The following is a 12,789-nucleotide window of genomic DNA, read 5'->3' as shown; positions in this document are numbered from 1 at the left end:
CCGCCTACTCGAACGACAGGGCCGCCGACGGAAGGTTCGTGCTCGTCGGGCCGGATTCCGCCCCGGCCTTCGCTTTCGCTTCGGCTTCGGACGCACGCACCAGCAGGACCGGCACGCTGGCGTAGCGCAGGATGTTCTCCGCGCTGCTGCCCATCACCAGGCGGCCGACGCCGCGCCGGCCATGCGTTCCGAGGACGATCAGGTCGGCGGGCCACTTGCTGGCTTCGGCCGTGACCTGGTCGTGGACCGAACCGGAGAAATGGTCGCACAGCACGGTGTCGGCCTCGATGCCCGAACCCTGCGCGGTGGCCTTGGCCTCCTCGAGCAGGTTGCGACCCTTCTCCCGCAGGACGTTGAGCCAATCCCCCGCATAGCCGGTGTAGGCATCCATGGCGAGGGCAAAGGAGAGTTCGTCGATCACGTGGAACAGACGCAGCCGCCCCTGGGTCAGCTTGGCGATGCCGATGGCCTCGCGCAGGCCGCGCGTCGATGTCGGACTGCCGTCGACGGGAACAAGAATGCGTTGGTACATGACACGCTCCTTCGGTTTGCGAATGTTGAGGCACCCAGTATCGGAACGACGTCGCATCGCGCCGTTGACCTGGCGCAAACCAGGCGGATGGCGCGGCGACGAATATCGGGCCATCCAGAACCCCTGACAGGAGAACATCATGAAAATTCTTCTTGCCGTCGATGGCAGCGACTACACGAAGCGAATGCTCTCCTGCCTGGGCGCGCACAAGGACTTCTGGGGCGCAGGCCATGACTTCACGGTGTTCTATGTCGTCCTTCCGGTCCCTCACCGGGCGGCCGCGTTCGCGGGACCGGACATGGTCCACGGCTACTACGAGGACGATGCCCGGGTCGTGCTCGACCCCGTGCGCGCGCGCCTGGCGGCGGAGGGAATCGAAGCCAGGTTCGTACACAAGATCGGCCATCCGGCGGAGGAGATCGCGTCGTACGCCGAGTCGGGCAAGTTCGACTTGCTGGTCATGGGGTCGCGTGGCCAGGGCGCCCTGACGAATCTGGTGCTCGGCTCGGTCGCTACCAAGGTGCTGGCGCGCTGCGCGGTGCCGGTCCTGCTGGTGCGCTGAAAAGCCGCAGCAGTCTCCCCGGGCCGCGCCGGCGAGACCTGGTCGTCCCTTCGGAAACCTCTTTGGCACCGAGGAATTAGGGTTTACCCTAATATCTCGTGCTGTGTCCACGACGAGGCTTTCCATGTCCAAACTTCTTGAGTTCTTCAAGGCCCTGATCTCCATCGACGGGTTGTCGCAAGCCCGCGACGAGGCGTACCTCGCCGAAGCCGTGGACAACTACGATCTTGAACGCCGCATGCGCGAAATCGATCGGGGTCGCCGATTCGGCTGAAGCCGACGGACAGGGCCCGCGGGCCGTCGGCGGCCATTCCCACCTCTTCGTGAGCGGCTGCAGTCCGCTCAGGGTTGGAGTTCGCCGCGTCGCGGCAAGTCGGCGCCACGTCGCGAGCACGTGATGGCCGCCGCGGCGACGGCGAATTGCAAGGCCGTTCGCAGGCGGGCGACGGACAACGATGCGATGGCGCCGATCGACAGGCTGTCGTGCTCGGCCAGCCAGGTCAACAGCGCGGCCTGGAAGGTGTCGCCGGCACCCACGGTGTCGACCACCGGCAGCGCGACCGCAGGCACGCTCGCCGAGCCGGATCGCGTCCAGGCCACCGCGCCGTCGCCACCCCGCGTGACCACGACGAGGCCCACGCCGCGCGCCATCGCCTCGTCGGCGAACCGCTGCAAGCCGGTGCCCGGCAACAGCAGCGACAGGTCTTCCTCGCTGATCTTGAGCAAGTGGGTGCGCGGCAGCATCCACTGCAGCATGTCGCGCCAGCGTGCCAGGTCGGGCTCGACATTGAGCCGGACGTTGGGGTCGTAGCAGATCGGCGTGCGCGCGTGCTCGCGCTCCACCAGCGCGCGCAGCGTGGCGGCAATGGGCTCGACCACCGCGGCGTACGAGCCGAGCTGGACGGCGCGAATGTGCGCCGGCAGAGAGACGAGTGCGTCGGTTCCGAGTTGCCGGTCGGCGCCGCCTTCGCCGTAGAAGGCGTACGAGGGAACGCCTTGGGCATCGAGCCCCACCAGTCCCAAGGTGGTGGGCGCGTCGACGCGTGCCAACGATGCGGTCGCGACCCCTTCGTCCTGCAGCGCACGCATCAGGCGCTCGCCCAGGAAGCCGCGCGACAACGCGCTGAAGAAGGCCACGGGCTGCCCCAGCCGCGCCAGCCCCACCGCGACGTTGAAGGGGGAGCCACCGACACGCGCATCGAGCGCCATTCCGGTCGGCGTGTCGCCGCTGGCGAACACATCCATCAACGCTTCTCCGCAGACGACAAACATCACGTTCTCCCAATCGGTTCGTGGCCGGCGCGCACAGGTTTGCGGCTGGCCGAGGACGCGAGCATGACGCACGAACAGGATGCCAGGACCTCGGGAAAGTACCTAATAAATCTAATTGATTTATTAAGTCGGCGTGCCCACAATTCCTCTCACGCCGCCATGCATCCCCGCATGGCGGCGCCGGCCTCAAGACATTCCGAAGTCGGTTTGCCGGCCGCTCGACGCACACGGAGACGCCCCATGTTGAAGACACAGCTTCGGATTGCTTTCACCCTCACCGCCGGGCTCTGCGCCGCAGGCATCGCGAGCGCGGCCGACCAGCCGGTGATCGGGCTGATCACCAAGACCGACACCAACCCCTTCTTCGTCAAGATGAAAGAAGGGGCGCAGGCCGCGGCCACCGCGCAGGGCGCGAAGCTGCTCAGCGCCGCCGGCAAGACGGATGGCGACAACGCAGGCCAGGTGACGGCCATCGAGAACATGATCGCCGGCGGCGCCAAGACCATCCTCATCACGCCCAGCGATTCGAAGGCCATCGTGCCGGCGATCAAGAAGGCGCAGGAAAAGGGCGTGATGTTCATCGCGCTCGACAGCCCGGCCGACCCGGTCGACGCCACCGACGCGCTTTTCGCCACCGACAACTACAAGGCCGGCCAACTCATCGGCCAGTACGCCAAGGCTGCCATGGCCGGCAAGCCGGCCAAGATCGCCACGCTGGACCTGTTCCCGGGCCACCCGGTCGGCGCGCAGCGGCACAACGGCTTCATGTCGGGCTTCGGATTGCAGGCGGCCGACGCGAAGAGCAACGAGCTGTCGAAGAGCCCGGAGGTCGTCTGCATGGCCGACAGTTTCGGCGACCAGGCCAAGGGCCAGACCGCGATGGAAAACTGCCTGCAGAAGAACCCCGACATCAACATCGTCTACACCATCAACGAGCCGGCGGCGGCGGGTGCCTACCAGGCGCTGAAGGCGGCGGGCAAGGAGAAGGGCGTGGTCATCGTCTCGGTGGACGGCGGCTGCGCCGGCGTGAAGAACGTCAAGGCCGGCGTGATCGCGGCCACCTCGCAGCAATACCCGCTCAAGATGGCGTCGATGGGTGTTGCGGCCGGCGTCCAGTACGCCAAGGACGGCAAGAAGGTCAAGGGCTACACCGACACCGGCGTGACGCTCATCACCGACAAGCCGATGAGCGGCGTGGAGAGCAAGGACACCAAGGTCGGCACCGATCTCTGCTGGGGCAACAAGTAAGGGGGCACCCATGTCTGCTGCTGAGTTCACAGAACGATCCGGAGACGCCATGACATCGACCAAGTCCTCCAGGCTTCCGCCCATTGCCACGCTCGGCCCGCTGATCGCGCTGCTGCTGGCGGTCGTCTTCTTCACGACCCAAAGCGACCGCTTCCTGTCGGTGCAGAACTTCTCGCTGATCCTGCAGCAGGTGATGGTGGTGGGCACGATCGCGATCGGCCAGACGCTGATCATCCTGACGGCGGGCATCGACCTCAGCTGCGGCATGGTGATGGCGCTCGGCGGCATCGTGATGACCAAGCTGGCGGTGGCCAGCGGCATGAACGAATACCTGGCGATCCTGTGCGGGCTGCTCGCRTGCATGGCCTTCGGCCTGCTCAACGGGCTGCTCGTGACCCGCATTCGCCTGCCCCCGTTCATCGTGACGCTGGGCACCATGAACATCGCGTTCGCCATCACGCAGCTGTATTCGGGTGCGCAGACCATCACCGACCTGCCGCCGGCGATGACCTTCTTCGGCAACACCGTCTCGCTCGGCGGCGCGGCCGTCAACTACGGCACCCTGCTCATGATCGCGATGTATGTCTTCATGTGGTGGGGCCTGCGCGACACGCAACCGGGCCGGCACGTCTATGCCGTCGGCAACAACCCCGAGGCCACGCGCCTGACCGGCATTGCGACCGACCGGGTGCTGCTGGGCGTCTACGTGACGGCGGGCCTGTTCTACGGCATCGCGTCGCTGCTGTCGGTGGCGCGCACCGGTGTCGGCGACCCGAACGCGGGGCAGACCGAGAACCTCGACGCCATCACGGCGGTGGTGCTCGGCGGCACCAGCCTGTTCGGCGGCCGCGGCATCATCCTGGGCTCCTTGCTGGGCGCGCTGATCGTGGGCGTGTTCCGCAACGGGCTCACGCTGATGGGCGTGCCCTCGGTCTACCAGGTCCTGATCACGGGCGTGCTCGTCATCCTCGCCGTCACGACCGATCAACTCTCACGCAAGGGAGCCCGCTGATGAACAAGCAATCCCAAGGCACGCCGCCGCTCGTGATGGAAGCGCGCGGCCTGGTCAAGCGCTACGGCAACGTCACCGCGCTGGATGGCGCCGACTTCGAACTGCGCGCAGGCGAGATCATGGCGGTGATCGGCGACAACGGCGCCGGCAAGTCGTCGCTGATCAAGGCCCTGTCGGGGGCCACCATTCCGGACGAAGGCGAGATCAAGCTCGACGGCAAGACCATCCACTTCAAGTCGCCGATCGACGCCCGCCGCGAAGGCATCGAGACCGTCTACCAGGACCTGGCCGTGGCGCCGGCGATGACCATCGCCGAGAACCTCTTTCTCGGTCGCGAGATCATCAAGACGGGCTTCGTCTCCCGGCTGCTGCGCATCATCGACAAGAAGAAGATGCTCGACGAGAGCGTCGCGCGCATGAACGAGCTGAAGGTCGGTATCCGGTCGATGACCCAGGCCGTCGAGACCCTCTCGGGCGGGCAGCGCCAGTGCGTGGCGGTGGCGCGCAGCGCGGCGTTCGCGCGGCACGTGGTGATCCTCGACGAGCCCACCGCCGCGCTCGGCGTGAAGGAGGGCAACATGGTGCTCGAGCTGATCCGGCGCGTGCGCGACAAGGGCCTGCCGGTGATCCTGATCAGCCACAACATGCCGCATGTGTTCGAGATCGCCGATCGGATTCACATCGCGCGACTCGGCAAGCGTGCCTGCATCGTCAACCCGAAGAAGATCAGCATGAGCGACACGGTCGCGGTCATGACGGGCGCCATGCGTCCGGACGAACTGCCCGCCGAAGCCCTTGACTGAAACCCGAACCTTTCCACCAAGTCCATGAACATCCATCCATTGCCTGGCCCCGAACCGCTCGAATGCGCGATCACTCACGAACTCGCGCCATGAACAGCGCAGAAACTGCAGTTCGGCTGCGTCCGCGCGGCTCCAACCAGGTGGGCATGGGCCAGTTCAACGAGCGCGTGGTGCTGCAGGCGATCCGCCTCCATGGCGCGCTGCCGAAGGCCGAGATCGCGCGCCTGACCAATCTCACGGCCCAGACGGTGCAGATCATCATCGCGCGGCTGGAAGCCGACGGCCTGGTGCTCAAGCACGCACCGGTGCGCGGCAAAATCGGCCAGCCGTCGGTGCCGATGGCGCTCAACCCGGATGGCGCCTTCTCGATCGGGATCAAGATCGGACGGCGCAGCCTCGACGTGCTGCTGGTCGATTTCACCGCCCAGGTGCGCGAGCGCCTCACGCTGGACTACGAGTTCCCCGACCCCGACACGCTGTTCGACGAGATCCGTGCGCGCCTGGCGACGCTGCGCAAGGCRCTCGGGCCCAAGCGCGCGCAGCTGTTGCACGGCATCGGCATCGCGGCGCCGCTGTCGCTGGGCGGCTGGCAATCGCTGCTGGGCGTGGCGCCGGAGCAAGCCGGCAAGTGGAATGCGATCGACATTCGTGTGCGGGTGGCGGCCATGACCCAGCTGCCGGTCGAGCTCGTCAAGGACACGACGGCCGCCTGCGTGGCCGAACTGGTGGCGGGGCGCGGACGCAGCATCCGCAGCTTCCTGTACATCTTCATCGACACCTTCATCGGCGGGGGGCTCGTGATCGACAGCCACTTGCGCAGCGGAGGGGCCGGCAACGCGGGCGCCGTGGGGTCGATGTCGGTCGGACTGGGGGGCGCCGACGGCGCACCGCCGCCCCAGTTGCTGAGCGTGGCGTCGCTGTTCACGCTGGAGGCGCTGTACGCGCAGGCCGGGCTCGATGTCGGTGCCGTGGCGGATGCGCGCGCGCTCGCGCCGCCATGGCTTGCGGTCACGCGTGCGTGGATGCAGCAGATGAGTCCGGCGATCGCACTGGCGATCCACAGCGCGACTGCGCTGCTCGAGCTCGACGGGGTGATCATCGACGGCTCGTTCGGCCGCGAGATGCTCGCCGAGGTCCTCGCCGAGGTCGACGGCGCGCTCGACCGCTACAGCTGGGAAGGCGTGGCCCGCCCCAAGGTGCTGGCCGGCGCGATCGGCGCCGATGCGCGCGCGATCGGCGGCGCGCTGCTGCCGCTGTACGCGAACTTCGCCCCCGATCGCGACCTGTTCCTCAAACTCGATCGCTGATCCACGCGCCCTGCGATCGCCCGCCTGGAGAGACATCGTGTGCCGTTCCCTGATTCCCATCCCTTCGGAGGCCTCATGAACGTCGATCGCAGCGCTCAGCTCGCGCAGCACTTTCCCTCGCTCGAGGACATCCCGGCCGAGCATCGGCTGGCCGCGCCGGTGCACCAGCGCCAATCCCTGATCGGCGGCCGGATGATCGCGTGGGGCGGGCCTTGCAAGACCGTGCTGTCGCCGGTCTGCACCCGCGATCCGGCCACGGGCGAGCTGCGCCAGGTCGAGATCGGGAGCTACCCCGTGATGGGCGAGGCCGAGAGCGATGCCGCCCTCGACGCCGCCGTGGCCGCCTACGCCAACGGACGCGGCGAGTGGCCGACCATGGCGGTGGCCGACCGCATCGCCTGCATGCAGGAGTTCGTGCGACGGATGGCGCAGCAGCGCGAGCTGATCGTGATGCTGATCATGTGGGAGATCGGCAAGAGCCTCGCCGATTCGCGCAAGGAGTTCGACCGCACCGTCGAGTACATCCAGGCCACCATCGAGTCGCTGAAGGCGCTCGACAACGGCAGCTCGCGCTTCGTGATCGCCGAGGGCACCATCGGCCAGATCCGGCGCACGCCGCTCGGCGTCGTGCTGTGCATGGGCCCGTACAACTATCCGTTGAACGAGACCTTCGCGACGCTGATTCCGGCGCTTCTGATGGGCAACACGGTGGTCTTCAAGCCGCCGCAGTACGGCACGCTGCTGTTCCACCCGCTGCTCGACGCGTTCCGCTCGGCCTTTCCCGCGGGCGTGATCAACACCATCTACGCGCCCGGCGCGGTCGTCGTGCCGCGCCTGCTGGCCTCGGGCAAGGTCAACGTGCTGGCGCTGATCGGCTCGAGCAAGGTCGCCGACCATCTCAAGAAGCAGCATCCGAAGTCGCACCGCCTGCGCGCGATCCTGGGGCTCGATGCCAAGAACGCCGCCATCATCCTGCCCGACGCCGACCTCGAACTCGCGGTCAGGGAGTGTCTGCTCGGTGCGCTGTCCTTCAACGGCCAGCGCTGCACCGCGCTCAAGATGCTGATCGTGCATCGCTCGATCGCCGAGCGCTTTCTCGAGCGCTTCACCGAGGAACTCGCCCGGCTGAAGATCGGCATGCCGTGGGAAAGCGGCGTGAGCATCACGCCGCTGCCCGGCCTGCACCGCACGGCCTACATGACCGAGGCGCTCGAAGATGCCCGGTCGCAGGGCGCGCGCATCGTCAACGAGGGCGGCGGCGCATTCTGCCAGACGCTCTTCTATCCCGCGGTCGTGTACCCAGTGCGCGAAGGCATGAAGCTCTACCGCGAAGAGCAGTTCGGCCCGCTGGTCCCGGTGATGCCCTTCGACGACATCGAGACCGCGCTCGACTACGTCATCACCTCGGACCACGGCCAGCAGGTCAGCATCTTCGGCTCGGACGCCGGGCAGATCGGCGCGCTTGTCGACCCGCTGGTCAACCAGGTCTGCCGCGTCAACATCAACTGCCAGTGCCAGCGCGGCCCCGATGTGTTTCCCTTCGCCGGGCGCAAGGATTCCGCCGAGGGCACGTTGTCGGTGGCCGACGCGCTGCGCGCCTTCTCGATCCGCTCGATGGTGGCGGCGAAGCAGACCGAGCCGAGCAAGCAACTGCTCAACGCGATCGTGCAGGACCACAGGTCGAGGTTCCTCAACACCGGCTTCATTCTTTGAGAAGCGCACGTCCTCAGCCCGGCGAGGCCCTACCGATGACCCTTCATCCCGTACTTTCGGCGGTCACCCACCGCATCCGCGGCCGCAGCGCGAATACGCGCGGCGCCTATCTCGCGCGGCTCGAACGAGCCCGTGTCAAGGGCCCGAACCGGCAGGCGCTGGGCTGCACCAATCTCGCCCATGGCTTTGCAGCGGCGCCCGCAGGCGACAAGATCATGCTGCGCGAGATCCGGCGCCCGAACTTGGCGATCGTCTCGTCGTACAACGACATGCTGTCGGCGCATCAGCCCTTCGAACGCTTTCCGGAGATCATCAAGCAGGCGGCGCGCGAGGCGGGCGCGACCGCGCAGTTCGCCGGCGGCGTGCCGGCGATGTGCGACGGCGTCACGCAGGGCGAGCCCGGCATGGAGTTGTCGCTCTTCAGCCGCGACGTGATCGCGCTGTCCACGGCGGTCGCGCTGTCGCACAACATGTTCGACGCCGCGTTGTGCCTGGGCATCTGCGACAAGATCGTCCCCGGACTGCTGATCGGTGCGCTGCAGTTCAGCCACCTGCCGGCGATCTTCGTGCCGGGCGGTCCCATGCCGTCGGGCATTTCCAATGACGAGAAGGCCCGCGTGCGCCAGCGCTACGCGAAGGGCGAGGTGGGCCGCGATGCGCTGCTCGAATCGGAAGAGAAGTCCTACCATGGCCCGGGCACCTGCACCTTCTACGGCACGGCCAACAGCAACCAGATGCTGATGGAGGTGATGGGACTGCACCTGCCGGGCGCCGCCTTCGTCAACCCCAACACGCCGTTGCGCGACGCGCTGACCGCGGCCGCGGCGCGCCGGGCGGTCGAGATCGGTGCCGACGGCGCCGAGTACACGCCGATCGGCCAGGTGGTCGACGAGCGCGCGATCGTCAACGCCATCGTCGGCCTGCTGGCCACCGGCGGCTCGACCAACCACACGATCCACCTGGTCGCGATCGCGCGCGCGGCCGGCATCCTCATCAACTGGGACGACTTCCGCGACCTGTCCGAGGTGGTGCCGCTGCTGGCGCGCGTCTATCCGAACGGCAAGGCCGACGTCAACCAGTTCCAGGCGGCCGGCGGCATGGGTTACGTGATCGGCGAGTTGCTCGACGCCGGCCTGCTGCACGGCGACACGCTCACGGTGGCCGGCGCCGGCGGGCTGGCGCGCTATCGCCAGCAACCGTACCTGGACGACAGCGGCCGCCTGGCCTGGCGCGATGCGCCGCAGGTCAGCGCCGATCCCGGCGTGCTGGCGACCGCATCGGCACCCTTCAGTGCCGACGGAGGGTTGAAGCTGCTCACGGGCAACCTCGGCCGGGCCGTCATCAAGACCTCGGCCATCCAGCCCGAGCACCGCGTGGTGCAGGCGCCGGCGCGGGTGTTCGACACCCAGGAAGCGGTGATGGCGGCCTTCGATCGCGGCGAACTGCAGCGCGACTTCGTCGCCGTGGTGCGCTTCCAGGGGCCGCGCGCCAACGGCATGCCCGAATTGCACAAGCTCACGCCGATCCTCGGTGTCCTGCAGGACCAGGGCTTCCACGTTGCGCTGGTCACCGATGGCCGCATGTCCGGGGCCTCCGGCAAGGTGCCGGCCGCGATCCACGTGACGCCGGAGTGCCTCGCGGGCGGACCGCTGGCGCTCGTGCGCGACGGCGACACGCTGTTGCTGGATGGCGAACGCGGCTTGCTCGAAGCCCGCGTGGGCGCCGCCGAGTGGCAGGCGCGGCAGCCCGCCGTCGCCGATCTCGGCGAGTCCCGCCATGGCATGGGGCGCGAATTGTTCGCGGCCTTTCGCGCCAATGCGCTCGGTGCGGAGCAGGGCGCGATCACCTTCGACGCGGCCGAGCCGGGAGCTTCAGCGCCCGGCGCCCAGGTCGCACCGGTCCACGACCACTTCGCATTCGACCAGGGAGCCACGGCATGACCGTTCTACAAATCATGCAAACCGGACCGGTGATCCCGGTCATCGTCATCGACAGACTCGAAGATGCCGTACCGCTGGCGCGCGCGCTGGTGGCGGGCGGCATTCGCGTGCTCGAGCTGACCTTGCGCACGCCGGTGGCGCTGCAGGCGATCGAGGCCATCGCGAACGAGGTCGAAGGCGCGATCACCGGGGTGGGCACGATCACCCGGGCCGAGGACTTCGACGCGGCGCTCAAGGCCGGCGCGCTGTTCGGCGTCAGCCCGGGACTGACGCCGGCCCTGGTCGCCGCGGCGAAGGACAGCACGCTGCCCTTGCTGCCCGGCGTGATGACGCCGTCCGAAGTGATCGCGGCGCGCGCGGCAGGCTTCACGGCTCTCAAGCTGTTTCCGGCGCAGCAGGCGGGCGGCATCGGCATGCTGAAGGCGTTGGCCGGGCCGTTTCCCGACCTGAAGTTCTGCCCGACCGGCGGCATCGGCGCGGCCACGGCGCCGGACTTCCTGGCATTGCCCAATGTCGCCTGCGTCGGCGGCTCATGGCTGACGCCGAGCGACACGATCGCTGCGAGGGACTGGGCGCAGATCACGGCGCTGGCGCGCGCAGCCGTGGGGCTGGCGACGGCCCGCGCCCTCGCGGGCGCCCCGGGCAAGGAGTCCTGCTGATGCCGCAGGTTTCCTCGTTCGATCTGCTGCTGTTCGGCGGGACCGGCGACCTTGCCATGCGCAAGCTGCTTCCTGCGCTGTACTTCCGCCACCGCGATGGCGACCTCCCGCCGCACGGCCGGATCTTCGGCCTGGCGCGCGAGGCGCTGAGCCGGGACCGGTTCGTCTCCATGGTGAAGGCCAGCTTCGCCAACTTCGTCGCCGCCGCCGACATCGACGCGGCGAGCTTCGAAGCCTTCACCGCGCGGCTCGACTACCTCCAGGTGGAAGCGAACACGCCCCAGGATTTCAGCGGGCTTGCACGGGCGCTGAAGGACTCGCCGGCCGACGTGCGGGTCTTCTTCCTTTCCACCGCGCCGGACTTCTTCGCACCCATCTGCAAGAACCTGGCGGCGGCGGGTCTGGTTGGCGCGAACTCGCGCGTGGTGCTGGAGAAGCCCCTCGGGCGCGATCTGGCGTCGGCGCAGAAGATCAACGAAGACGTCGGCAGCGTTTTCGCCGAGCCGCAGATCTTCCGCATCGACCATTACCTCGGCAAGGAACCGGTCCAGAACCTGCTCGCGCTGCGTTTTGCCAATGCGCTGCTGGAACCCCTGTGGAACCGGACCTGGGTGAGCAACGTGCAGATCACGATCGCCGAGCAAGTGGGTGTAGAGACGCGGGGCGACTTCTACGACCGCACCGGTGCGTTGCGCGACATGGTGCAGAACCACCTGCTGCAGCTGTTGTGCATCGTGGCGATGGAGCCGCCTTCGTCCATTCACCCGGATGCCGTGCGCGACGAGAAGCTGAAAGTGCTGCGAGCGCTGGCGCCGTTCACGCCGGCCGACGTCGATTCGCGCACCGTTCGCGGCCAGTACCGGGCCGGAACGATCAACGGCCTGCCGGTTCCCGCCTACCTCGAGGAACCGGGCATCCCGCCCCACAGCGCCACGGAGACCTACGTCGCCATTCGCGCGGAACTCGAAAGCTGGCGCTGGTCGGGCGTGCCGTTCTACCTGCGCACCGGCAAGCGCATGGCCGAGCGCGTGGCCGAGATCGTGGTGAACTTCCGCGCTGTGCCCCATTCGATCTTCCCTTCCGCAGGAAAGGACTCGCTCGGCAACCGGCTGGTGATCCAGCTCCAGCCGGAGGAGGGACTCAAGCTGTTCATGATGGCCAAGGTRCCGGGCGACACCCTGAAGCTCAAGCCGGTGGAGCTGAACCTCGACTTTGCCGAGCAGTTCATGCAGCGTCCGATGGAAGCCTACGAGCGGCTTCTGATGGATGCCATCCGGGGGAACCTGACCCTCTTCATGCGCCGGGACGAACTGGATGCCGCGTGGCGATGGTGCGAGCCGATCCTGGACGGCTGGCGCGCTTCCGACCAGATGCCCAGGCCCTATGCCGCCGGATCCTGGGGGCCCGCTGCCTCCAGTGCGCTGGTCGGGCGCGATGGTGCCGCATGGCGGGAGGAGTCCTGAGGCGCTCACTCCCACGCCGCCCCGGCGTGGTTGCCCGGTCGCTGGTTCAGGGATTCAGCGGAATGCGGATGATGGCAATCGCGACACCGGTCAGGAGGGTGGCCGCGACCACCGCGTCCCAGCCGATCGCGTGGGGCCGCAGTTGCTTCCAGACGCCACCGGCAACGAAGACGCCCGCGATGGTTGCGGCGAAGAAGGGGCAGAAGTAGCTCAGGTTCATGGCCTATGGACGCTGAGATCTCGAGCGGAGCGGTTGGTCTTGGTTTTCCATGGGGCTG

At 67.8% G+C, this 12,789-nt stretch carries 13 protein-coding genes; 10 read left to right on the top strand and 3 right to left on the bottom strand.

From position 1 onward, the window contains the following. Positions 1-4: 4 nt before the first annotated feature. Complete coding sequence (locus AB4Z46_RS13615; protein ID WP_442284032.1) at positions 5-532, bottom strand: universal stress protein; 528 nt, start codon at positions 530-532, stop codon at positions 5-7. Between the two features lie 139 nt (positions 533-671). On the opposite strand from AB4Z46_RS13615, the gene AB4Z46_RS13610 reads away from it, so the two are divergent. Both AB4Z46_RS13610 and AB4Z46_RS13605 read left to right on the top strand, forming a co-directional pair. Continuing rightward, a complete protein-coding gene (locus AB4Z46_RS13610; RefSeq protein ID WP_442284031.1) occupies positions 672-1,094 on the top strand; it encodes a universal stress protein in 423 nt (140 codons plus the stop codon). Positions 1,095-1,218: 124 nt separating this feature from the next. After that, entirely contained in the window at positions 1,219-1,368 is a 150-nt protein-coding gene (locus tag AB4Z46_RS13605) for a DUF3563 family protein (protein WP_442284030.1), read from the top strand. A 68-nt stretch (positions 1,369-1,436) separates the two neighbouring features. On the opposite strand, the gene AB4Z46_RS13600 is transcribed toward AB4Z46_RS13605, so the two are convergent. Further along, positions 1,437-2,366 carry a carbohydrate kinase family protein gene (locus tag AB4Z46_RS13600; RefSeq protein WP_442284029.1) on the bottom strand — a complete coding sequence of 310 codons (930 nt, stop codon included), beginning with the start codon at positions 2,364-2,366 and terminating at the stop codon, positions 1,437-1,439. Positions 2,367-2,606: 240 nt separating this feature from the next. Between AB4Z46_RS13600 and AB4Z46_RS13595 the strand changes: the two genes are divergently transcribed. The 8 genes from AB4Z46_RS13595 to zwf all read left to right on the top strand — a co-directional run bounded on the left by AB4Z46_RS13595 (position 2,607) and on the right by zwf (position 12,511). Continuing rightward, entirely contained in the window at positions 2,607-3,614 is a 1,008-nt protein-coding gene (locus AB4Z46_RS13595) for a sugar ABC transporter substrate-binding protein (protein WP_442284028.1), read from the top strand. 49 nt (positions 3,615-3,663) lie between these two features. Beyond that, positions 3,664-4,626, top strand: a complete 963-nt coding sequence (locus AB4Z46_RS13590; protein WP_442284027.1) for an ABC transporter permease — start codon at positions 3,664-3,666, stop codon at positions 4,624-4,626. Then, complete coding sequence (locus AB4Z46_RS13585; RefSeq protein WP_442284026.1) at positions 4,626-5,429, top strand: ATP-binding cassette domain-containing protein; 804 nt, start codon at positions 4,626-4,628, stop codon at positions 5,427-5,429. Before AB4Z46_RS13590 ends, AB4Z46_RS13585 begins: the two co-directional genes overlap by 1 nt. An 89-nt stretch (positions 5,430-5,518) precedes the next feature. Further along, positions 5,519-6,736 carry an ROK family protein gene (locus AB4Z46_RS13580; RefSeq protein WP_442284025.1) on the top strand — a complete coding sequence of 406 codons (1,218 nt, stop codon included), beginning with the start codon at positions 5,519-5,521 and terminating at the stop codon, positions 6,734-6,736. 75 nt (positions 6,737-6,811) lie between these two features. Further along, positions 6,812-8,449, top strand: coding sequence for an NADP-dependent glyceraldehyde-3-phosphate dehydrogenase (locus AB4Z46_RS13575; RefSeq protein WP_442284024.1), 1,638 nt, complete (start codon positions 6,812-6,814; stop codon positions 8,447-8,449). A 35-nt stretch (positions 8,450-8,484) separates the two neighbouring features. Then, entirely contained in the window at positions 8,485-10,389 is a 1,905-nt protein-coding gene (gene edd / locus AB4Z46_RS13570; RefSeq protein ID WP_442284023.1) for a phosphogluconate dehydratase, read from the top strand. Then, positions 10,386-11,048, top strand: coding sequence for a bifunctional 4-hydroxy-2-oxoglutarate aldolase/2-dehydro-3-deoxy-phosphogluconate aldolase (gene eda / locus AB4Z46_RS13565; RefSeq protein ID WP_442284022.1), 663 nt, complete (start codon positions 10,386-10,388; stop codon positions 11,046-11,048). The genes edd and eda overlap by 4 nt, the downstream gene beginning before the upstream one ends. Next, positions 11,048-12,511 (top strand): glucose-6-phosphate dehydrogenase, encoded by a 1,464-nt coding sequence (gene zwf, locus AB4Z46_RS13560; RefSeq protein WP_442284021.1) that lies wholly within the window; start codon positions 11,048-11,050, stop codon positions 12,509-12,511. Before eda ends, zwf begins: the two co-directional genes overlap by 1 nt. Positions 12,512-12,557: 46 nt before the next feature. Here zwf and AB4Z46_RS13555 read toward each other — a convergent pair whose 3' ends face one another. Beyond that, positions 12,558-12,731, bottom strand: coding sequence for a hypothetical protein (locus AB4Z46_RS13555; RefSeq protein WP_442284020.1), 174 nt, complete (start codon positions 12,729-12,731; stop codon positions 12,558-12,560). Between the last annotated feature and the right edge of the window lie 58 nt (positions 12,732-12,789).

The sequence above is a fragment of the Variovorax sp. M-6 genome, from assembly GCF_052114385.1.
In the GTDB taxonomy this organism is placed as follows: domain Bacteria; phylum Pseudomonadota; class Gammaproteobacteria; order Burkholderiales; family Burkholderiaceae_C; genus Variovorax.
The sequence above is the reverse complement of the archived record's forward strand: the minus strand, read 5'-3'. Positions and strand labels throughout refer to the sequence as shown.